This window comes from Haloarcula sp. CBA1122, from assembly GCF_009741785.1.
Lineage (GTDB): Archaea > Halobacteriota > Halobacteria > Halobacteriales > Haloarculaceae > Haloarcula > Haloarcula hispanica.
On the sequence record NZ_WPCB01000008.1, the window covers coordinates 78948 to 99374 of the forward strand.

16 protein-coding genes, 1 tRNA gene and 1 pseudogene are annotated in these 20427 nt (G+C 64.2%); 14 read left to right on the forward strand and 4 right to left on the reverse strand.

The window, feature by feature from the left end:
- Window positions 1-11 precede the first annotated feature (11 nt).
- The 3 genes from GJ630_RS20475 to GJ630_RS05195 all read left to right on the forward strand — a co-directional run bounded on the left by GJ630_RS20475 (window position 12) and on the right by GJ630_RS05195 (window position 1912).
- Window positions 12-860, forward strand: a complete 849-nt coding sequence (locus GJ630_RS20475; RefSeq protein WP_079980815.1) for an HNH endonuclease — start codon at window positions 12-14, stop codon at window positions 858-860.
- 43 nt (window positions 861-903) lie between these two features.
- A complete protein-coding gene (locus GJ630_RS05190) occupies window positions 904-1182 on the forward strand; it encodes a hypothetical protein (RefSeq protein WP_014039070.1) in 279 nt (92 codons plus the stop codon).
- An 82-nt stretch (window positions 1183-1264) separates the two neighbouring features.
- Window positions 1265-1912 (forward strand): phosphoribosyltransferase, encoded by a 648-nt coding sequence (locus GJ630_RS05195; RefSeq protein ID WP_044951553.1) that lies wholly within the window; start codon window positions 1265-1267, stop codon window positions 1910-1912.
- Window positions 1913-1915: 3 nt separating this feature from the next.
- Here GJ630_RS05195 and GJ630_RS05200 read toward each other — a convergent pair whose 3' ends face one another.
- Window positions 1916-3121: a CBS domain-containing protein gene (locus tag GJ630_RS05200; RefSeq protein ID WP_014039072.1), complete on the reverse strand. Its 1206-nt coding sequence runs from the start codon at window positions 3119-3121 to the stop codon at window positions 1916-1918.
- 100 nt (window positions 3122-3221) lie between these two features.
- On the opposite strand from GJ630_RS05200, the gene GJ630_RS05205 reads away from it, so the two are divergent.
- From GJ630_RS05205 to GJ630_RS05215, 3 genes are all read left to right on the forward strand, one after another.
- Window positions 3222-3587, forward strand: a complete 366-nt coding sequence (locus tag GJ630_RS05205; RefSeq protein ID WP_050037314.1) for a cupin domain-containing protein — start codon at window positions 3222-3224, stop codon at window positions 3585-3587.
- 286 nt (window positions 3588-3873) lie between these two features.
- Complete coding sequence (locus GJ630_RS05210) at window positions 3874-5919, forward strand: DEAD/DEAH box helicase (RefSeq protein WP_371727008.1); 2046 nt, start codon at window positions 3874-3876, stop codon at window positions 5917-5919.
- A gap of 79 nt (window positions 5920-5998) precedes the next feature.
- The gene (locus tag GJ630_RS05215) at window positions 5999-8188 is read left to right on the forward strand and encodes a hypothetical protein (RefSeq protein WP_191449494.1); all 2190 of its coding nucleotides are present in this window, start codon (window positions 5999-6001) and stop codon (window positions 8186-8188) included.
- A 36-nt stretch (window positions 8189-8224) separates the two neighbouring features.
- Here GJ630_RS05215 and GJ630_RS19450 read toward each other — a convergent pair whose 3' ends face one another.
- Window positions 8225-8398, reverse strand: coding sequence for a hypothetical protein (locus GJ630_RS19450; RefSeq protein WP_014039076.1), 174 nt, complete (start codon window positions 8396-8398; stop codon window positions 8225-8227).
- A 142-nt stretch (window positions 8399-8540) separates the two neighbouring features.
- On the opposite strand from GJ630_RS19450, the gene GJ630_RS05220 reads away from it, so the two are divergent.
- Together GJ630_RS05220 and GJ630_RS05225 are read left to right on the forward strand one after the other, a co-directional pair.
- The gene (locus GJ630_RS05220; protein WP_014039077.1) at window positions 8541-10415 is read left to right on the forward strand and encodes an SLC13 family permease; all 1875 of its coding nucleotides are present in this window, start codon (window positions 8541-8543) and stop codon (window positions 10413-10415) included.
- Window positions 10416-10470: 55 nt separating this feature from the next.
- Window positions 10471-10543 (forward strand) — tRNA-Pro (locus tag GJ630_RS05225).
- A 184-nt stretch (window positions 10544-10727) separates the two neighbouring features.
- On the opposite strand, the gene GJ630_RS05230 is transcribed toward GJ630_RS05225, so the two are convergent.
- Both GJ630_RS05230 and GJ630_RS05235 read right to left on the reverse strand, forming a co-directional pair.
- Window positions 10728-13100, reverse strand: a complete 2373-nt coding sequence (locus GJ630_RS05230; protein WP_191449495.1) for a methyl-accepting chemotaxis protein — start codon at window positions 13098-13100, stop codon at window positions 10728-10730.
- Window positions 13100-14244 (reverse strand): annotated as a pseudogene (locus GJ630_RS05235) (BMP family protein). Before GJ630_RS05235 ends, GJ630_RS05230 begins: the two are co-directional and overlap by 1 nt.
- A gap of 156 nt (window positions 14245-14400) precedes the next feature.
- Between GJ630_RS05235 and GJ630_RS05240 the strand changes: the two are divergent.
- The 6 genes from GJ630_RS05240 to GJ630_RS05265 form a co-directional block, all read left to right on the forward strand.
- Complete coding sequence (locus GJ630_RS05240; protein ID WP_191449496.1) at window positions 14401-17928, forward strand: LAGLIDADG family homing endonuclease; 3528 nt, start codon at window positions 14401-14403, stop codon at window positions 17926-17928.
- Between the two features lies 1 nt (window position 17929).
- Entirely contained in the window at window positions 17930-18202 is a 273-nt protein-coding gene (locus GJ630_RS05245) for a hypothetical protein (protein WP_191449497.1), read from the forward strand.
- Window positions 18203-18370: 168 nt separating this feature from the next.
- Window positions 18371-18706 carry a hypothetical protein gene (locus tag GJ630_RS05250; protein WP_008307136.1) on the forward strand — a complete coding sequence of 112 codons (336 nt, stop codon included), beginning with the start codon at window positions 18371-18373 and terminating at the stop codon, window positions 18704-18706.
- Entirely contained in the window at window positions 18703-19512 is an 810-nt protein-coding gene (locus tag GJ630_RS05255) for a hypothetical protein (protein WP_371727012.1), read from the forward strand. The genes GJ630_RS05250 and GJ630_RS05255 overlap by 4 nt, the downstream gene beginning before the upstream one ends.
- 32 nt (window positions 19513-19544) lie before the next feature.
- Window positions 19545-20312: a hypothetical protein gene (locus tag GJ630_RS05260; RefSeq protein WP_191449498.1), complete on the forward strand. Its 768-nt coding sequence runs from the start codon at window positions 19545-19547 to the stop codon at window positions 20310-20312.
- On the forward strand, window positions 20309-20427 hold a 119-nt coding region (locus tag GJ630_RS05265; RefSeq protein ID WP_191449499.1), incomplete at its 3' end, for a P-loop NTPase. The genes GJ630_RS05260 and GJ630_RS05265, both read left to right, overlap by 4 nt.

A 20427-nucleotide genomic window follows, 5' to 3' on the forward strand; every position in this document is an offset into this window, starting at 1 on the left:
TTGTCTGCCCTGTGAAAGAGTTTGACTGTCCGACATGTGGTCGGGTATTCGATAGTCGACGTGGTCTTGGGGTGCATCATAGCCGCGTCCACGACGAACGGCTACCGAATAGAGAGTGCAACCATTGTGGAGATTCCTTCTACTGTGAGTCCGCCCGTGCCTACTGTTCGAAGCACTGCCACGATGCCGCTGTATCGTACGAAGGAAAAGCCAATCCGAACTTTTCGGATGCGACAGAGCAGACGAATTGCGAGGTCTGTGGCGCGAAGTTCGAGTATTACCCGTCGGAGAAAGATGGGGTATACTGCTCTGACTGTGTCGAGAACGCGGCGTGGCGCGACCCGCCACAAATTTCTGGAGCTGCACACCACTCGTGGTCCGGTGGCAAACTATCGGTCTCCTGTGACGTTTGCGACGCCCGCATTGAGCGATATCCGAGTCAGATTCAGAGTGAAGTCGTCCTCTGCAGCCGTGACTGCCACGCGGAGTGGCTTTCGGCGGCGTTCACCGGTGACGGGCATCCGAACTGGCGCGGCGGTGGCGTGGGCGAGTACGGACCGGGATGGCGGTCGGTGCGCGAGCAGGCCCTGGCGCGGGACGACCACGCTTGCGTGCTGTGTGGCACTGCTGCCGAGGAACTGGGACGGAACCCGGATGTGCACCACATCGTGCCGGTTCGGCTGTTCGCCGTGATGCCAGCGCTCGCCGTCCGGGACGCACACACGCTTGACAACGTCGTCTCGCTGTGTCCGGGCTGTCACCGTCGAGCCGAGTTCGGTCACGTTTCGCGGGCGGAGTTGCGTTGGCGGGCCGGTATCCCTCGAATAGATACCCCCGTCGCAGGCGGCGCGATGGCGTAACTGGACCGGAATCTACACAATCAGTCCCGCCGCCAGTACGCGTATGTCACCAACTGTCGACGAACTGCGGAACGAGATCCGCGAGGCTGTCGGGCGGTACGAACGCCCGGTCTCGACTGCTTTCACCAAGGAAGCTCTGGCGGCCATCTGCGAAGCTGTCGGGTACGATATCGACACGGACCGACTGCCGTCGAAGCCGCAGATGCGGGCGGGGATTCTCTGGACAATCGGCGAGCGCGAGGACGACGACCCGGCGGACGCGGAACAGCCCTTCCGGAAGGGAGAACTCGAAGCGATTGCCGCGGCGCTGTCCGACGAGTAACGGTGCCCTTCGGCTGGTGCGAGGTTTCCAGTTGACCGTCAGAATGCGGAGCTATTTGCTTCCCGACAGCGAATTAACCAGTATGGCACGCAACCGCTCCCCGACGTTCGAGAACAGGCAAACTGCCGGTCGACGGCTGGGAGAGGCGTTGCGCGAGCGAGATATCGCGGTCGACATCGTCCTCGCGATACCGCGCGGTGGGCTGCCAGTGGGCCGCCCCGTCGCCGACGCGCTCGACGTCCCGCTGGACATCGCGGTCGCAAAGAAGATCGGCGCACCGAACAACCCCGAGTACGCTATCGGCGCCGTCGCCGCGGACGGAGCGGTCTGGCTCAACACCGATGTCATCGAGCAACGCGAGATACCCCGAGACTACGTTGCGAGCACACGAGCGGAGATGGCGGAAGCCGCCCGACAGAAGGCCCAGCGCTACCGCAGTTCGGAGTCGTCGCCGACACTTACCGGGAAGCGAGTCTGCCTCGTCGACGACGGCGTGGCGACGGGCGCGACGGCGCGGGCCTGCATCGAGCAGATCCGACAGGCCGGTCCCGAGCGACTCGTGCTTGCGGTGCCGGTCGCTTCGCCGCGGGCGATTTCGGACCTCGAAGCGCTGGTCGACGAGGTGGTCTGCTTGGAGGTCCCGTCGGCGTTCCGCGCCGTCGGCCAGTACTACGAGCAGTTCGACCAGGTTTCCGACGAGGACGCGATGTCGTATCTCGACGGCGAGTGACCGTTACCGCTCTATCCCTGATTCCGGCCGGACAGTCTCGGTCTCCGTCTCACCGATGGGGGTAAAGTCGCCGCTGGACTTGATAATCGAGAGCGCTGTCATGATGTCTGTCCGGGTGAGTAACCCCTCGAAGGAGTCGTCCTCGTCAGTGACGAGCAGGCGACCGACGGAGTTCTGCTGGAGCGAGGTCAGCGCGTCCATCACATCGGTCTCCGGACTGATTGTGATGATTTCCGTCGTCATCACGTCGCCGACGGTGTAGGCCTCGCGCTCGACCTCCTGAACGGCGCGGGCGTCTTCGAGCGTGACGAGGCCGACGACCTCGCCGCCGCGCTCGACCGGATAGCCGGTGTGACGCTCCTTGAACATCGTCTGGATGAGTTCCCGGACGGACATGTCCTCGGGGACTGTCGTTACGTGGTCCGCCGGCGTCATCACGTCCGCGACGGTGACGCCCTCGAACGCGGCCCGCATCGAGGTCTGGCGGGACTCGCCCGCCGCGCCGATGTAGATGAAGAAGGCCAGGCCGGCGAGGAAGATATTTCCGAGGACGAAGATGCCAAACAGGCCGAGGAAGACGGCGAACACCTTCCCGACTTCGGCGGCGATGGTGGTGGCTCTGGCGTACGACCGCCGGCGGGCCAGCAGCGCGCGCAGGACGCGGCCGCCATCCATCGGGAAGCCGGGGAGCATATTGAACGCCGCCAGTGCGATGTTCATCAGCGCCAGATAGCCGAGGATGAACCGTGCTGATTCGATGGCTGTCGCCGCACCGCTTGGGAGAAGCTGGAACGCGACGAAACAGACAGCGCCGACGGCGATACTGACGATGGGGCCGGCAATAGCGATGACCAGCTCCTGTTTCCAGTCTTCGGGCATCTCGCTGAGCTGGGCGATGCCGCCGAACAGCCAGAGCGTGATGGAGTCAATAGGGAAGCCATAGCGGATAGCGACGAGGGAGTGGCCGAGTTCGTGGAGGACGACGCCGGTGAACAGGCCGAGGGCCGCACCGATGCCGAGTACCCAGACGAGCGCGCCGTCGGTGAGGACGGCCGCGTCCAGCCCGGCGTTCAGCGTCCCGTTCAACAGCTCGGTCGTCTGCTCGATCTGTGTCCCGATAATCCAGGCGAACAGCGGTAGCACGAGGAGAAATGTCAGGTCCAACTGGATCGGGATTCCGAACGCGCTTCCGATGCGGAACCGGCGCATACCCGTCGCTTATCGGGGGACGGTCTTAAGCCCCCTTGGCGGAACTGCCGTGGTAACCGACGCCGGTACGCCTTTGCGGCGCGCCCGCGATGGACCGCACATGAGCGACCCACTGATTCGCCGCGCTGACGACATCGAGTACGAGGCCGTCGACGCAGCCGACGGGCTGGAAAAGGGCGTCCTCATCGGCGAGGAGGGGGGCGGCGGCAACCTCGCAATCCGTCGCTTCACGCTTGCCCCCGGCGGCAGCGTGCCGAAACATACTAACGACATCGAACACGAGCAGTACGTCCTTTCGGGGCGGTATACCGTCGGTATCGAAGGCGAGGAACACGACGTCGAAGCCGGCGACAGCCTCCACATCCCCGCCGGCGCTGTCCACTGGTACCGCAACGACGGCGACGAACCGGGCGCGTTCCTCTGTGCGGTTCCCGCCGGCGACGACGAAATCAAACTGCAAGGGTGACCCGGAGCAACAGTTCACTTCTCCCCGTACTTGGAACAGTGCGGGCCAGACTGCCCTACCCGTCGCTCGTTGGACAAGCCATGCTGGGTGGGACTGAAAGGGGCGGTCGGCTACGCGAACCCCGACGACGCAAGCACTGTACCGAGCGAAGCGAGGGAAGCGCACAGCGAGGCGCGGGAGCGTAGCCGACCGGGGCTTTCCGGCTGTTTAAATCAACTGTCACAGCACCAGTAACACCCACAGCTAGTCCGAACCGCTCAAGTAGCGCAGTCGCCACTAGATAATTGTGTCACAGCAGGCCGCACAGGTAGAGACGCTGTTCCTCCACGAACATGGCGAGGAGTTCCGCGTCGCCGCCCACCGGGACGGCGAGCGGCTCTTCCACGGCATCCTCGAACTCAAGGAGACCGACGCCGGCCCCCGCCCGCGTCGGCTCCGCGTCAAGGACGGAACCAGCGAGGAGCTTCGCTCGCCCGACCAGTTCGTCGACCTCGCCCGCCGTGCGGCCCGCATTCGCATTTCAGAGCAGACTGCTCCGCGTGCACGCGAGCGAATCCGCGAGATGCTCGACGCGTATCAGGTCGAGGCCAAGGTCGTCCGGACCTGTCGGCTGTGTGCCTCCGACGGGCGTTACTCACCGATTACCAGCGAGACGGCTATCGAGACTGACGACGAGACCATCTGCCCGGAGTGCGCTCGCCAGCAGCTCGACCGAGAACTCGCCTACAAAGGAAACATCGGCGGCGACGCTCGCGACCGGCTCGAAGAGCTCCTGCTCGAAGTGCAGGCCCTCGACCGCGTGACGAACCTCCTGTCGGGCCAGCTGGACCCGGACCTGACGAAGTTCGACGAGATTTCGGCCACCGTCGACGAGGTCGACCCCGTTCGCGTTGATTCGCTGGACCTCCATCCCGGGATGCAGGAGCATCTCGAATCCCGGTTCGACACGCTCCTGCCGGTCCAGAGTCTCGCCGTCGAGCACGGGGCCACGGAGGGAACGGACCAGCTGGTCGTGAGCGCGACGGCGACGGGGAAGACGCTCATCGGCGAGATGGCCGGCATCGACCGCGTCCTGAACAACAAGGGAACGATGCTGTTTCTCGTCCCGCTGGTCGCGCTCGCGAACCAGAAGTACGAGCAGTTCCAGGACCGCTACGGCGACATGGTCGACGTGTCGCTGCGCGTGGGCGCGAGCCGCATCGCCGACGAGGGCGGACGCTTCGACCCCGAAGCCGATGTCATCGTCGGGACCTACGAGGGAATCGACCACGCGCTCCGGACCGGCAAGGACCTCGGGACGGTCGGTACGGTCGTCATCGACGAGGTCCATACGCTCGGCGAGGACGAGCGAGGCCACCGCCTCGACGGCCTGATTTCCAGACTCAAATACTACTGCGAGTCCGGCGGCGCACCCGACAGCGGCGATACGCAATGGATCTATCTCTCGGCGACGGTCGGCAACCCCGGCCAACTGGCCGACCAGCTCCGGGCGACGCTCATCGAGTTCGAGGAGCGGCCGGTCCCCATCGAGCGCCACGTCACGTTCGCCGACGGCCGCGAGAAGATCGAGACCGAAAAGAAGCTCGTCAAGCGAGCCTTCGACAACAAGTCGAGCAAGGGGTACCGCGGCCAGACCATCATCTTCACGAACTCCCGACGCCGGTGTCACCAGATTTCACGCAAACTGGAGTACAGCTCCGCGCCGTACCACGCCGGGCTGGACAACCGGAAGCGACAGCGGGTCGAGCGGCAGTTCGCTGATCAGGACCTCGCGGCGGTCGTGACGACGGCGGCGCTGGCGGCGGGGGTCGACTTCCCGGCCTCGCAGGTCATCTTCGACTCGCTTGCGATGGGTATCGAGTGGCTCACCGTTCAGGAGTTCAGCCAGATGCTCGGCCGGGCTGGTCGCCCGGACTACCACGACAAGGGCACCGTCTACATGCTGGTCGAGCCGGACTGTTCGTACCACAACAGCATGGAGATGACCGAGGACGAGGTGGCGTTCAAGCTCCTGAAAGGCGAGATGGAGCCGGTCATCACCCGCTACGACGAGGGCGCGGCCGTCGAGGAGACGCTGGCGAACGTCACCGTCGCCGGCAAGCAGGCCAAGCGGCTCAACGACCGGATGGTCGGCGAGGTCCCGACCAAGCACGCGCTCGGGAAGCTACTGGAGTACGAATTTATCGACGGGCTCTCACCGACGCCGCTCGGCCGAGCCGTGACCCGGCACTTCCTCGCGCCCGACGAGTCGTTCCAGCTGCTCGACGGCATCCGAAAGGGACAGCACCCCTACGAGATCGTCGCCGACATGGAACTGCGCGACGAGCACTGAGCCGCGTTCGTTCCGCAGACCTGTCGGCCGAGTATCCTTTCGGCGTACATTCTTGTAGCGGCACGTACTTCCGGTGTCCATGGGCCTGTTCGATACGATCCGTCGCGCCGTCGGCGGCGGCGATTCGTCGACTGACGGGGACGAGACGACGGCCGGAGGCGACCGGGCGTCCGACGACGGGCCGGAACTGCTGGACACGGCGACGCTCGACCCGCCGACCTTTCGCGAGTACGCCGAGCGCGTCGTCGACGGCGCGGACCCGCTGACGTTCGACCCCGACGCACTCGCACGCCTCGATACGGCTATCGAGGAGAGCTACGACGGCAAAACCGTCGGCGACGCCGCGAGTGTGACGACCTACACCGAGAACACGGTTCGGTTCGGAAGCTACCTCGGCGAACTCCTCGTGCGGGCGTACGACGGCAAGTGGGTCCAGTCAGACGGTCGATGGGGCGTCGCTGTCGCCGGCCCGGACGATGAGGTGGGTGTCGCGGTGTTCGACGTGGCCGCTCGCTCGTTCGCCGACAAACCGGTGTTTGCGGCCGTCGTGACGCGTCTGGAATCCGACCTGGAACTGGATAGCATACAGAGTACTGACGACGACGGTCTGACAGAGCCGGACGCGGACGAAACCGACGCCGACAGCGTCGTCTCCGAACCGACGCGGGTCGTTAGCCGCGTCGACGATGGACAGGCGGACGAACGCGACGGACCGCCCGAACCGACGGCGACAGATGAGCGAAGTGAGGCAACTGCCGGCGACACCGCTGATACCGATTCGTCCCAGGCCATCGAAACAGAGCCGACTCGAATCGTCCGGCGGGTCGAATCTGAGTCGGAAGGCGAAGACCGGCCGGACGACACCGACCCCACACCCGCCACCAGTGAGGTCGCTGACGAGCCAGAGAACGAGCCAGAGAACGAGCCACCGTGGGGCAGTGACGACGCCGACGGTTCGACCGCTGACATCGGCGAGGACGCAGAGCCCGAGACGACCGAGTCAGCGTCAGACGATGCCGGCAGCGAGCCGTCGGCCGCTAAAACCACCGAGGAGGGGTCGACTATCGACTCAAGCGATGCGGAGCCGGCCACCGAACCCGCTGCCGAGCAGTCGGCTGTTGATACTGCCGATGAGCAACCAACGGCCGAAACACCGGCATCGGACTCGACCTTCGACGCCGCTGAAGACGGACCGACTGCTGACACGACTGATGCTGTCGAGACGACGGCCGATGCCGATGATACCGCTGATATGGCCACTGCCGACGAAGCGGCCGCGTACATCGACGAAGCGGAACCGGCAGCCGACAGTGCTACAGCGGACCCCTCGGACGAAGCGCCGGCGGACGAGACACTTCCCGAAGACTCGGCTATCGACACTCGCGACGAGGACCGAACTGTCGACGCGCCCGCGGGAGCGGCAACCGACACATCTGCTGACGAAGCAGTGACCGATACAGCCGACGACGGAGCGGCCGGGACATCGATAGACGACGAATCAAAGCCCGATATCTCGCCGGATGCGTCGTCAGACGTCGCTACAGACGCGGAGGCGGTTTCCGAAACCACGGGTGACGAGTCGCCTGCAGACACCGCTGACGCCGCGGGGGTCGATGACACGCCGGCAGCCGTTGCGGAATCCGACGCCGTGGAACAGTCCGATGATCGTCCCGACACATCGGCTCCTGTCGGGGATGTCGAGGCGTCTGATGCCACTGAGACTGCACCGTCACAGGACGCAACCGCTGACGAGACGCCTGATACGGCGGCCGCTGACGAACGTGAGCAGCCTGCTTCCACCGGCAGCGACTCGACCGCTGGCTCGATGGCCCGCTCGTGGGAACCCGGCACGGTCCGGGCGGACCACGCCGACACCGCCGTCGAGTTCGCCGACTTCTGGGGCGAGCACGACCTCGATTTCTCGCCGGCCTCGCTTTCGCGACTCGACGATCTGGTCGACGCGGAGTGGGACGACGAGCGATTCGCCGAGACGACGTTCGGGAGCGACGACTCCTTCGACGACCGCGCGTTCACCAGTGTCGTGCGGGAACTCGGCGGCTACTTCGGCGAAGTACTCGTCCGGCAACTCGACGGCAAGTGGACCGACGAGACGGACCACGAAGCGGCCGTCGTCGTCGGCGGACCGGGCGGGCAGTTCGCCATCCCCGTCTTCGAGGTCGCGATAACCTCGCTCAGAAAACAGGCGGTGTTCGGCCGGAGCTACGACGCCCTGCTCGAAGACCTGGGTCGTGACGGGCCGACGCGGTGAGCGACGCGACACCGGCCAGGCGGTTTCTCGCTGTTGCTAGTCAGAGATGGGTATGACTGACGTGCTCCCGCATTCGGGACACTCGTCGTGGTCCGTGTAGAGGAGCGTATCACACTCGATACACCGGTGGGTGGCTTCGTCGTCGGACGCGTTCCCGACCTCCTGTTTCAGCTCCTCGACTTTCCGACCGAGATCGTTGAAAAGGCTCATTGTGATCTATTCGGCCCGGACAGGGATAAACGTCGGCTGCCTGGTCAGGGTGTGAGCGGACGCCACCGCACGCAAACGACCCATGCTTTTGTCACTGGCGGCGCAGGGGCCAGACGTGTCGCTGCCACCTGTTACGCCGGGGATGTTGTTCGTCTTCGCGGTTATCGTCGCTGCGCTGGTGCTGTTTGCGACGGAGGCGCTGCCAGTCGACGTGACTGCTATCGCCGTCATGGTCGCGCTGATGCTGGCCGAACCGGTGACGGTGCTCGCGACCGACCTCGGGTTGCTTGCCGAGCCGGTGTACGTGTTACACCAGGCCGGTGACGGGATTTCGCCGCTGGACCGCGGGCTCTCTGGCTTCGCCTCGACGGCGACCATAACGGTGCTGGCGATGTTCATCCTCTCCGACGGCGTCCAGCGGACCGGCATCGTCCAGATTCTCGGCGCGAAAATCGCCTCGCTGACCGGGGACAGCGAAACGAGACAGCTCAGTGCGACCGTCGGGCTGGTCGCGCCTATCTCCGGGTTCATCAACAACACCGCCGCCGTCGCCATCCTCCTGCCGATGGTCACCGACATCGCGCACAAGGGCAAGCTCTCGCCGTCGAAACTGCTGCTGCCGCTGTCCTACGCCTCGATGTTCGGCGGGATGCTGACCCTCATCGGCACCTCGACGAACATCCTCGCCTCGCAGCTCTCGGCGGAACTGCTCGGCCGCCCGTTCAGCATGTTCGAGTTCACCCAGCTCGGCATCATTGTGACCATCGTCGGGACGATCTACCTGCTCACCGTCGGTCGCTATCTGGTCCCGTCGCGTATCCCAGCCGAGGAGGACCTCACCGAGGAGTTCGAGATGGGTGAGTACCTCACCGAGGTCGTCGTCCGCGAGGACTCCCCGCTCATCGGTCAGACCGTCGAGGAGGCCCTCAGGGTATCTGAGTTCGACGTGGACATCGTCCAGCTGGTCCGCGAGAAACGAACGTTCCTCGAACCCTTCGGCCAGAAAACGATTCGGGCCGGCGACGTCTTCGCGATTCGGACGGGCCGGGACACGCTCGTCGACCTCCTCGACGTCGAAGGGCTGGACGTGATTCCCGAAGTCGAGGTCGGTGAGGCAGAACTGGAGGCCGCAAACGAGCGAAAGAACCTCGTCGAGGTCGTCGTCGCTCCCGGCTCCTCGCTCATCGGTGAGACGCTCGTCTCCACGAGCTTCCGCCAGCGCTACGACGCAACCGTGCTGGCACTTCGCCACGGCCAGGAGCTGTACCGCCAGCGGATGGACCACGTCAAACTCCGCATCGGCGATACGCTGCTGGTGCAGGCCACCCCCGACAGCATCGACCGCCTCAACCGCAACAACGACTTCATCGTCGCCCAGGAGGTCGAACGGCCGGACTTCCGCCGGTCGAAGATTCCCGTCGCGGTCGGCATCGTCGCCGCCGTCGTCGGCGTCGCCGCGTTGACTCCGATTCACATCGTCATCTCGGCGCTGGGCGGCGCGCTCGCGATGGTCCTCACCGGCTGTCTCCGCCCGTCGGAACTGTACGACGCCGTTCAGTGGGACGTCGTCTTCCTGCTTGCCGGCGTCATCCCGCTGGGTGTCGCCCTGCAGGAGACCGGCGGCGCTGACCTGCTCGCGGAGCTGTTCGTCATGGGTGCCGGCAGCGTCCTCACCGCCGGAGGCGGCCTCGCCGTCGTCCTCGGGCTGATGTATCTCGTCACGGCGCTGTTGACGAACATCATCTCGAACAACGCCTCCGTCGTGCTGATGATTCCGGTCGCTATCGAAACGGCCCAGCAACTGAATGCCAACGCCTTCGCGTTCGTCCTCGCCGTCACCTTCGCCGCCTCGACGGCCTTTATGACGCCGGTCGGGTACCAGACGAACCTCCTCGTCTACGGTCCCGGTGGATACCGCTTCACTGACTACCTCCGCGTCGGAGCGCCGCTACAGGCCGTCTTCGCCGTCGTGACCACGCTCGGCATCGCGTACTTCTGGGGCCTCGCTCCCGCGTGACACAGCGGCCTCGCAACGAAACCCTTTACTCGCTGTCCGGTCGAGATGTTGATGCGGGATCGTGGGGTAGCTTGGTAACCTTCGGGCCTTGGGTGCCCGCGCCCCTAGTTCAAATCTGGGCGATCCCATCCCTACCACACTCGAAGTGGCCCTTTTGCCGCTTCTACTGTCGTTCCTTCAGATACTCGTTCTGATCGTCCCTCGCAGTCATCGCTCTTCGTAGTCGTACTCGCGTTCCCACTGCCGCTGACATGCTACCAGCGAATACCCGAGCCACACTGCGAAAAGAAGCCGTAGCGATGGCACGCCGCGCTAGTCGCCAGTCCCGTCGGGGGTGGAACGCGTAGTGCGCTCCTCGCTGGCACCGTCGGCATCGCCGTGGTCGTCTCCCCCGCCACTGGTGTCGAACTGATCGACAGTCGCGGCCAGCGAGTCGGCGCGGTCGCGGAGTTCGTCCGCGCTCTGGGCGATTTCAGCGACGGACGCGGACTGCTCCTCGGCGGCCGCCGATACCTGCTCGGCGTCCTCTGTCACGTTCTGGCTGATCTCGGAAACCCCATCGACGCGGTGGACGACGCTCTGTGTCGCGTCGGCCTGGTCTTCGGTGGCATCCGCAATCTCCTGAATCCCGTCGTTGGCGTCCTCGATTGCCTTGACGGTATCCTCGATGGCGTCGGCAGCCTCGCGGACAGTCTCGACACCGGTGTCGATGTGGTCGCTGGTCGCGCGGATGTCCGTGACAGTCTCGTCGGTCTCCGTCTGCACGGCCGCGATTTCGGCCTCTATCTCTGCGGCCGCCTGTTTCGTCTCCTCCGCGAGGTTCTTGACCTCGTCGGCGACAACGGCGAAGCCCTCGCCGTCCTTGTCGGCACGGGCGGCCTCGATGTTGGCGTTCAGGGCGAGCATATTCGTCTGCTCGGCGATATCCGAGATGAAGTCGACGATCTCGCCGATGTCGTCCATCCGCTCCTGTAGCGCGAGAATCTGGTCGACCGCGTCTGCCGAGCGGGACTCGATTTCCGCCATGTCGTCGATGGCCGACTCGGCGGCTTCCTGGCCCGCTTCGCCACGGTCGACGGCTTCTCTGGCCGTCTCTGCGACCGTCGTCGACGACGCTGCGACTTCCTCGATGCTCGCCGATAGCTGGTCCATCTCGGCGGCGGCCTCCTCGAGGTCGTCGTGCTGTCTGATAGCGCCGTCGGCGATCTCCTGTATGCGGTCACTGACGGTCTGGCTCGTCGTCTCGATTTCCTCGGCCCCGGTTGCGACCTCGATTGTGGCATTCGCGACCTCGTCGGCGAACGCCGCGACCTCGCTGACGGTGGCTTCGAGGCCGTCGAGCATCGCGTTGAACTCCACTGCGACTTCCCGCATCGCCGTCTCTTCCGCGTCCTCGTCGAGTCGCTCCGTGAGGTCACCGTCGGCGATGTCTTGCATCACCGCGCTGTACTCGGTGGCGCGCTCCTGCAGACGCTGGCTGGCTTCCTCTGCCTCGGCCCGTGCGTCTTCTGCTTCCGTACGCAGCTCTTCGGCTTCCGCCCGCGCCGTCTTCGCTTCCTCGACCGCATCCTCCGCTTCCTGAATGCGGTTCTGCAGCGAGACTCGCATATCGTCAAACGTCCCGTAGAGCCGGCCGATTTCGTCGGCACGGTTCGTCGAGAGGTCGACATCGAAGTCCCCGGCCTCGATGCGTTCGGCACGGTCTCGCAGCTGCTTCAGGGGGTCGACCGTGCGTTTCCCAAGCACGAGACCGACAGCCGACAACGAAACGAGCGCCAGCAGTACAAGCAGTCCGACCGTCTGACCGACCGTATCCCGGACACTGAACGCCTGGGCCGTGTCCAGGCTCGTAACAGTGACCCAGTTGGTGGTCGGGACGGGCGCGAACGCGTACACGCGACCATCGGCAACCGCTGTCACCGGTGCTGCAGTGCCGTTCGCGTCGCGGATCGCCGCGAGGCTCTCACTATGGGTGTCGGCATCGAACTCGCGGTCGATGTTCAACACCGTCTCGTCGTTAGTGTTCAGAATCGTGGTTTCCTTCGTGGAATTGGCATCGCTGAGCCGGTCGACCTGGCTCTGGATGCGCGTGACGACGACGAGGTACGAGCCGTCGCGCTTCGGGACCGAGCTAGCGAACGCCATCACGGGCTCGTCGTTGAGGACCGGTGAGCGGTACGACCGACTACTCGACCACACCTGACTGTTGTTCCCGGGTCCTTCCGGCACTTCGGCGGCCGTCCACGGCGCGTCAAGTTCGGATAGCGACCGCCCCTCCAGCGGGAGTTCCGTGCTGGCGACCACTTCGCCACGAGTATCGTTTACGAGGTGCATACTGACAACATCGTCGGGCAGTAGCTGGTCCTGCAACAGGATGTACGCCGCGGCGCGCCGGTCGCTCCGGAGCGGTTCGCCCTGTGAGACGGAGCGCGTGTGCGTGCGTTGCTGTTCGACCCACGAGCCGATAGAGCCCCCCTCCAGCTGGCTGGTCTCGGCGAGCTGTCCGGTCGTCTGGCGTTCGACGGCTGTGGATGTCGCCTGGAAGGTGAACGCGCCAGCGCCCGCGATGACGAGCAACACGGCAAGGAACGCAACAGCGAACTTCGCAGCGAACCGCTGCCGGACAAACTCGGGAGCGACCCGATCAAGCGCGCTCGCCAGTCCGTCGAGCGGACCGCCCGCCATCAGGCACCACCCGTGTTGGAGCGCTCAGTGGGTACGTCGATGTCGCCGGCGGCGACCTGCTCCCGCGACGTCGACAGCGCCTCCCTGACATCGTCGGGAATTGCCGGTTCGAGGGAGGTGCCATAGACGACGCCGACGCCGTCACTATCCAGCCCGAGAGAGACCACCTCACCAGCGGGAAGGCTGTCCGTGACCGTCGCCGTCGCAGCGTCGTAGACGGCTACGTTCACCCGCTTGACCATGCTCGCGAGCACGACGTCCGCGTACCGGGGATTACTGCGGGACTGGTCCGAGTCAACACCGATTGCGTACCGGCCACTGGCCTGTGCGGCCTGGAAGATGCCGACACCTGCGCCACCCGCTGCGTGGTAGACGATGTCCGCCCCATCGTCGTACATCCCGGCTGCGATGTCGCGGGCGCCCTGCACGTCGTCGAAATTCCCGAGATACTCCGTGAGGACATCGACGTCCGTGTTGGCGTACTCGACGCCGGCTCTGAAGCCGGCCTCGAACTTGTGGATGAGGGGCTGGTCGAGGCCGCCGACGAATCCGACGGTCGTCTCGTCCGGGTTCGTCGAGCCTGCCCCGAGGTCGATATCTCTGGTCGTGAGCAGCCCAGCGAGGTTCCCGGCCTGGAACGATCCCTCGTGTTCGCGGAACACGTAACTCGCCACGTTGTCGGCCTCTACGACAGAGTCGACGATCATGAATTGCTGGTCTGTGTACTCCGGTGCAGTCTCAGACAGCCCCTCGGCCTGCAGGAATCCGATACAGCAGATCAGGTCGTATGGTGGGTTCGTCGAACTCGCCAGTTCGGCCTGTACCTCGGCGAAGCGGCGACGCTGTTTGGCTCGTGGTTCGTGTATTCGACCCCATCATCGAGCCGCGCGCGCTGAATGCCGCGGTTCGCCGCATCGTTGAACGAGCGGTCATCCAGCCCGCCCAGTGCGTACACCATTCCGACAGTCGCCGCCGCATCGCTCACGTCGATGTCGCTTTCCGTCGCTTGCTGGCTGTCGCCGGTGTCCTCGTCTCCGCTCCCTCCGAAATCCCCGAAGCGGCCTGCACAGCCGGCGAGCGTTGCGGTCGCGGCCGCGCTGCCGCTGGCGAGGAGCCGACGCCTTGTGATTTTTTGATCGCGCACGGTTATTCTACTCTGAGTGAATCAGGTATACCAGCAAAAACTACTGGTCCCAATTCTCGGCACTGATACTAATAGTACCCCAATGCCGCCTCATTTCAGTTCCACCCCGGTTTGCGAACCTTCTTAGGCCAGTGGGCATAACCACTGTCCACTCAAATGGCGACCGCCGAGAACACCGAACTCATCGACCGCTTCGAGGAGTTCTACCGCAACTACTACCGCAACGAGATCGGTGAGCTCGCCCAGAAATATCCGAACGACCAGAAATCGCTGTATATCGACTGGGACGATCTCTATCGCTTCGATCCGGACCTGGCCGACGACTACCGCACCAAGCCCGAGCAGATTCAGGAGTACGCCGAGGAGGCCCTGCGACTGTACGACCTGCCGGTGGACGTGTCGCTCGGACAGGCCCACGTCCGCGTCCGGAACCTCCCCGAGTCGGAGGACATCCGCGACCTGCGCCACGAACACCACGGCAACCTCGTCGCCGTCAGGGGCATCATCCGGAAAGCGACCGACGTGCGCCCGAAGGTCATCGAGGCGGCTTTCGAGTGCCAGCGCTGTGGGACGCTCACGCGCATCCCCCAGACCGCCGGCGACTTCCAGGAACCCCACGACTGCCAGGGCTGTGAACGACAGGGGCCGTTCCGGCTCAACACCGACCAGTCCCAGTTCATCGACGCCCAGAAGCTCCGCGTGCAGGAGTCCCCCGAGGGACTGCGCGGCGGGGAGACACCCCAGTCCATCGACATCAACATCGAGGACGACATCACAGGCCACGTCACTGCGGGCGATCACGTCCGCGTGACCGGCATCCTCAAGCTCGACCAGCGAGGCAACGACAACGAGAAGTCCCCGATGTTCGACATCTACATGGAGGGCGTCAGCGTCGAAATCGAGGACGAGCAGTTCGAGGACATGGAGATCACCGACGCCGACAAGAAGGAGATCGTCGAACTCTCCAACGAAGCTGACATCTACGACAAGATGGTCGGGGCCATCGCACCCTCCATCTACGGCTACGAGAAGGAGAAGCTCGCGATGATGCTCCAGCTCTTCTCGGGCGTGACCAAAGAGCTTCCTGACGGATCTCGGATACGTGGAGATCTCCATATGTTGCTGATAGGAGATCCGGGGACGGGGAAATGCGTCCACGGTGACACGCGAGTAACTCTCGCAGACGGCCACGAACGGCCGATACGAGAGGTCGTTGAATCGAACTTAGATGATCCCAAACCAGTCGACGACGGCGTGTGGGACACTGTTGATTTCGATGTCCCGTCACTCCAATCCGATGGAACAGTAGCCACGCAAAACGCGACCAAGGTTTGGAAGCGCAAGGCACCGGAAACACTGTATCGGATACGAACCGCGACCGGTCGTGAACTCGATGTAACACCGTCACATCCACTGTTCGTCCAATCTAACGGGCGGTTTCAGGCCAGGAAAGCCGAGGAATTAGAGAGCGGGACACACGTTGCCGTTCCACGGAAGGTTTCCACAAATGCCCGTAACGAACTGGATGTCACGTTCCGACAATCACAGGCCCACAACAGAATCGACCTTGACCTTCCACCGCAGTGGACACCCGAACTGGCCCGTCTGATCGGTTATATTGTTGCCGAGGGGTACGTCGAGCAACGTCCGGATAACACGGGGTATGTTTCGATAACCAATAACGACCGCGAAGTTCTCGATGACGCGAAATCTGTTCTGGAGACACTGAACCTCAACGTTACGGAACGGAGTTCACACGAGGGGAAGACCACCCGCGAACTGTTGTGTTCTGCCGGCGAGTTCGTGAGCTTCCTCGCATCTCTGGACGAAACGTTGCTCCAGTCCTCGGCGGAGAGACGCGTTCCGCAAGATATCATGCGAGCCAGCGACAACGTTGTCACCGGATTTATTCGAGGCTATATCGAGGGAGAGGGACACGTTTCGACATCACAGCGGGAGATTACTGTTGCTTCGATGAGTAAACCGCTGCTGGAAGATGTTCGAACTCTGCTCGTCACACAAGGAATCACGGCACAACTCCAACCCCGGAACAACGGTAGCTACCGGCTTCGAATCTCCGGAAACTCCTTCCATGACTACGCCGAAAAAATCGGATTTATTACAGAGCGAAAGACCGAGGCGTGCCAGCAGTTCCAGGGAACTCGCGGAAATACGAATCTCGATATTGTCCCCAATCTGGGTCCGGAACTCCGTCGCATCCGGGAAGCACTTGGACTGACCCAATCCGAGTGCGGCCTTCCGCGTTCGACGTATCAACACTACGAGCGGGGACGCCGAAACCCAAGCCGTGACAGTCTCGAATCGGTTCTCGATGCGTTCCAGGCACGGTTGGCTGAGATGAACAATGACACACCTATCAGCGACACTGCGCGTAGCGACGGCGGCGGAACGGGGTCACTCCGTCAAGACCTGGATTCACTCACTGCATTCGTCGAAGGCGATATGGCATGGGACCGGATCGAATCGATAGAACCTATCGAACACGACGAAAAGTGGGTCTACGACCTCGAAATCGAGGGAACACACAACTATCTCACTAACGGCGTGGTCTCGCATAACTCACAGATGCTGTCATATATCGAGAATATCGCACCACGCTCTGTCTACACCTCCGGCAAAGGGTCGTCGAGCGCGGGGCTCACTGCGGCCGCCGTGCGCGACGACTTCGGCGACGGCCAGCAGTGGACGCTGGAAGCGGGCGCGCTCGTGCTCGCAGACCAGGGCATCGCCGCTATCGACGAACTCGATAAGATGTCTCCGGAAGACCGCTCCGCGATGCACGAAGCGCTGGAACAGCAGCGTATCAGCGTCTCGAAGGCTGGAATCAACGCGACACTCAAATCCCGCTGTTCGCTGCTGGGCGCGGCCAACCCCAAGTACGGCCGCTTCGACCAGTACGAACCCATCGGGGAGCAGATCGACCTCGAACCGGCGCTCATCTCCCGGTTCGACCTCATCTTCACCGTGACGGACAAGCCCGACGAGGAGAAAGACCGGAACCTCGCCGAGCACATCATCCAGACCAACTACGCCGGCGAACTCCACACGCACCGGACGGAAAACCCCACTTCGAATTTCAGCGAGGAGGAGGTCGGGACCGTCACCGAGGAGGTCGCGCCGACAATCGAACCGGACCTCCTCCGGAAGTACGTCGCCTACGCGAAGCGCAACTGCTTCCCGACGATGACCGAGGAGGCAAAGAGCCGTATCGAGGACTTCTACGTCGACCTACGGATGAAGGGACAGGACGAGGACGCGCCGGTGCCCGTCACCGCCCGGAAACTGGAGGCGCTGGTCCGATTGGCCGAGGCCTCTGCACGTATACGCCTCTCTGACACCGTCGACGAAGCCGACGCCGACCGAGCGGTCGACATCGCCCACTACTGCCTGAAGGAGATCGGCGTCGACCCCGAGACCGGCGAGTTCGACGCCGATGTGGTCGAGACCGGCCAGTCAAAGACCCAGCGCGACCGCATCCAGAACATCAAAGGCATCATCTCGGACATCGAAGACGAGTACGACGAGGGCGCACCCGCCGACGTGGTCATCGAACGCGCCGAGGAGGTCGGCATCGACGAGTCGAAGGCCGAACACGAGATCGACAAGCTGAAACAGAAAGGTGAGGTGTACGAGCCCCGGACGGACCACCTCCGGACGACCTGATATGGACCGCATTTCCGCACTCCGCAACATCGAGGAGGCGCTGGCCGAGTTCGAGACAGGGTCGAAGTCACTCAGTGACCTCGAACAGGACGTTCGCGGCACGCTCCGGACCTACGCGACTGAGTTCGAGGGGGACCTGCAGGCCTACCGGGCAAGCGGTGAGGCCGGCGTGGACGGCCTCGTCGTCCTCGCGCCGTCCGAGACAGCAGCCCGCGAACGGGTGCAAGACCTCGTCGCGGACGCCGGCGAATTTACCGTTACAGTCGTCGAGTAGGGCGTTTTCTAGCACCGTAGGTATTGTCGGCGTCTCCATCTGCTGTCCACAGTGTCGACTCCGGAGTCCGATCGCCCCGCTATCTTTCTTGCCAGTCGTCATATATATTCAATTTAAACCACATTCAATTCAGTAAAATTTTATAGTAATAATATCAATGTCTACCCAGTGCTACTCGTCGTCACGTACTCCCGGGCGGCACGCACAGACCTGCGGAACGTCTGTCGTGCCCACGAAGACTGTGTCGTTCGGCAGTTCGGGAGAGCAGCGCTGTTCTCCGGAACCGAGTTCGGGGCCTTCCAGGCGCTCCGGCTCCACGAGAAACACGACCTCGACATACAGATCGAACACGTCGAGCCGTTTGAGCCGACAGACGTCCCGAAGCACGTCCGCGAGGCGGCCAAACGGTACGAGGCACGCGAGGAACCGGCGACGCCCTACGAGCGGTTCGCGTCGGGGCGTGACCTCCCGGACCCGGACCAACTCCGAGGCGTCGACCTGTGAAGCTCCGCGTCGCTGGAACCACTTACGCGGGCGCTGTCGTCGACCTCCGAGCGCGAGACGTCGACGGTCGGACCATCGCCGCAAGCATCCGCGGGCAGCAGTCCGTTCCGGTCGTTTCCTGTCCGGAACCACCGTCCGTGTACGCCTACGCAGGGCACGTCCATCCATCGATGGGACTGCGAACGCGGACTGCGCTCGCGGCCGCCGCTCGGTCACGGGGACACGAGACCCCGCAGGACGACGCTATCGCGGAGTGCCGCGCCCAGCTGGCCGAGCTCGAATGTTCGCCGCCGGATCTGCCGGACCCTGTCGAGCCGGTTCCGGAGTCGACCATCGACGGCTTGCAGGAAGCGGTCGCGACCCACCGCGGCCGTCTCACCGCTCGGCAGGCGGTCGGGGCGGACGACGGGGCGGTACAGGCTGACCTCCGGGACGCGGCGACAGAACTGAGCGAACGGGAGACCCGACGGGCTGCCGCCAGAGAGACCCGCGAACTCCGCCGGGAGCGGGCACGCGCCTACCGGGATACGCTGGAGGAGCAGCGACGGCTTGCTGACGAACTGGCGAATCTCCGACGGAGTGCCCGGGCGACCCTCGTCGACCGGTGCGCCGATGCGTTCGCTCGGGCCATCGAAGCCGTTCCGGGGCCGGTCCCGGACAGCCCGTTCGACGCCGATCCAGTAACGGCCGCGCTGGCCGTACTCCGGGTCGCCCGGACGCCCGCACCGGTCGTCCTCGGAACGGATCGGTTCAGGTCACCGACGGCTGCGTCGGACTGTCTCGACGCCCCTGTCGTCCGCTGCTGACTTTTAAATCGGAAGGCCGGACCACCACCCCTATGGTTACCTTCGACTGTCGCGCCGAGCGAGTTGACGGCGTGACGCTCGTCACGGCGACCGTCGGCGACGTTACCGAACCGACTCGAATCACTGTTCGGAACTGTCTCGATGGCCCTCTCTGGCCGCCGAGAAAGCAGGGCGTTCCAGAGGCCGGCTGGACCGAGGACGGCTTCGAGGGCATCGTCGGCCCGGGAACGCACGCGCTCGGTTACGCGACGCCGGCCCCACTATCTGACCAGCCGGCAGATCTGGTGCGTGCCGAGCCGACGTCCGATACGACCCCGGCGGACGAGCGACTCGACTCCGCAGATGCCGTCCTCAGGGAACTGGGCGACCCGTCGCCGCCTGTTGATGCTGTGCCTGCAGGCGAGCCATCGCAGGCGGCCGAAGCCGCGAGTCGGCGGTCGAATGAATCCACAGTCGAACAGGAGATGGACCCGCAGCGAGCGACCGTCAAATCGCCAGCCGAGTCGAGGACTCCAAGCGGCCAGCGACCGGACCAGCAGCTCCCCGACGCTGTCTCGCAGTGGCTCGAAACCGTTGCTCGACGCGTCGACCGCGCAGAGCGGCTGGCCGAGGCGGACTCGCTGTCGGCGGCGACAGCTGCGGTTCGCGCGGCGGACGGCCTGTCCGGCGTCCGGACGGTCGCGCGACGCGGCGATACTGACGAGCAGATGTCCGCTGCGCGTGGCCCGGCGGGCCGACGGCTCGCCGACCGACGGGCGGCCGCCACAGTGCCGACCGAGACGCTGTCGCGCCTGGCATGATCTTGGCAGTCACCGGCGGCAAGGGCGGCGTCGGCAAGTCCACTATCGCGTACAATCTCGCAGCGGAACTCGGCGCGCTCGAACGGCCTAACAGCAGGGACTCGCGCTCGAACGC

Bases quoted from the DNA above. Each gene is read 5' to 3' on its own strand.
- GJ630_RS05190 (WP_014039070.1), top strand. From the start codon at position 904: ATGTCACCAACTGTCGACGAACTGCGGAACGAGATCCGCGAGGCTGTC.
- GJ630_RS05195 (WP_044951553.1), top strand. From the start codon at position 1,265: ATGGCACGCAACCGCTCCCCGACGTTCGAGAACAGGCAAACTGCCGGT.
- GJ630_RS05200 (WP_014039072.1), bottom strand. From the start codon at position 3,121: ATGCGCCGGTTCCGCATCGGAAGCGCGTTCGGAATCCCGATCCAGTTG.
- GJ630_RS05205 (WP_050037314.1), top strand. From the start codon at position 3,222: ATGAGCGACCCACTGATTCGCCGCGCTGACGACATCGAGTACGAGGCC.
- GJ630_RS05215 (WP_191449494.1), top strand. From the start codon at position 5,999: ATGGGCCTGTTCGATACGATCCGTCGCGCCGTCGGCGGCGGCGATTCG.
- GJ630_RS19450 (WP_014039076.1), bottom strand. From the start codon at position 8,398: ATGAGCCTTTTCAACGATCTCGGTCGGAAAGTCGAGGAGCTGAAACAG.
- GJ630_RS05220 (WP_014039077.1), top strand. From the start codon at position 8,541: ATGTTGTTCGTCTTCGCGGTTATCGTCGCTGCGCTGGTGCTGTTTGCG.
- GJ630_RS05230 (WP_191449495.1), bottom strand. From the start codon at position 13,100: ATGGCGGGCGGTCCGCTCGACGGACTGGCGAGCGCGCTTGATCGGGTC.
- GJ630_RS05240 (WP_191449496.1), top strand. From the start codon at position 14,401: ATGGCGACCGCCGAGAACACCGAACTCATCGACCGCTTCGAGGAGTTC.
- GJ630_RS05245 (WP_191449497.1), top strand. From the start codon at position 17,930: ATGGACCGCATTTCCGCACTCCGCAACATCGAGGAGGCGCTGGCCGAG.
- GJ630_RS05260 (WP_191449498.1), top strand. From the start codon at position 19,545: ATGGTTACCTTCGACTGTCGCGCCGAGCGAGTTGACGGCGTGACGCTC.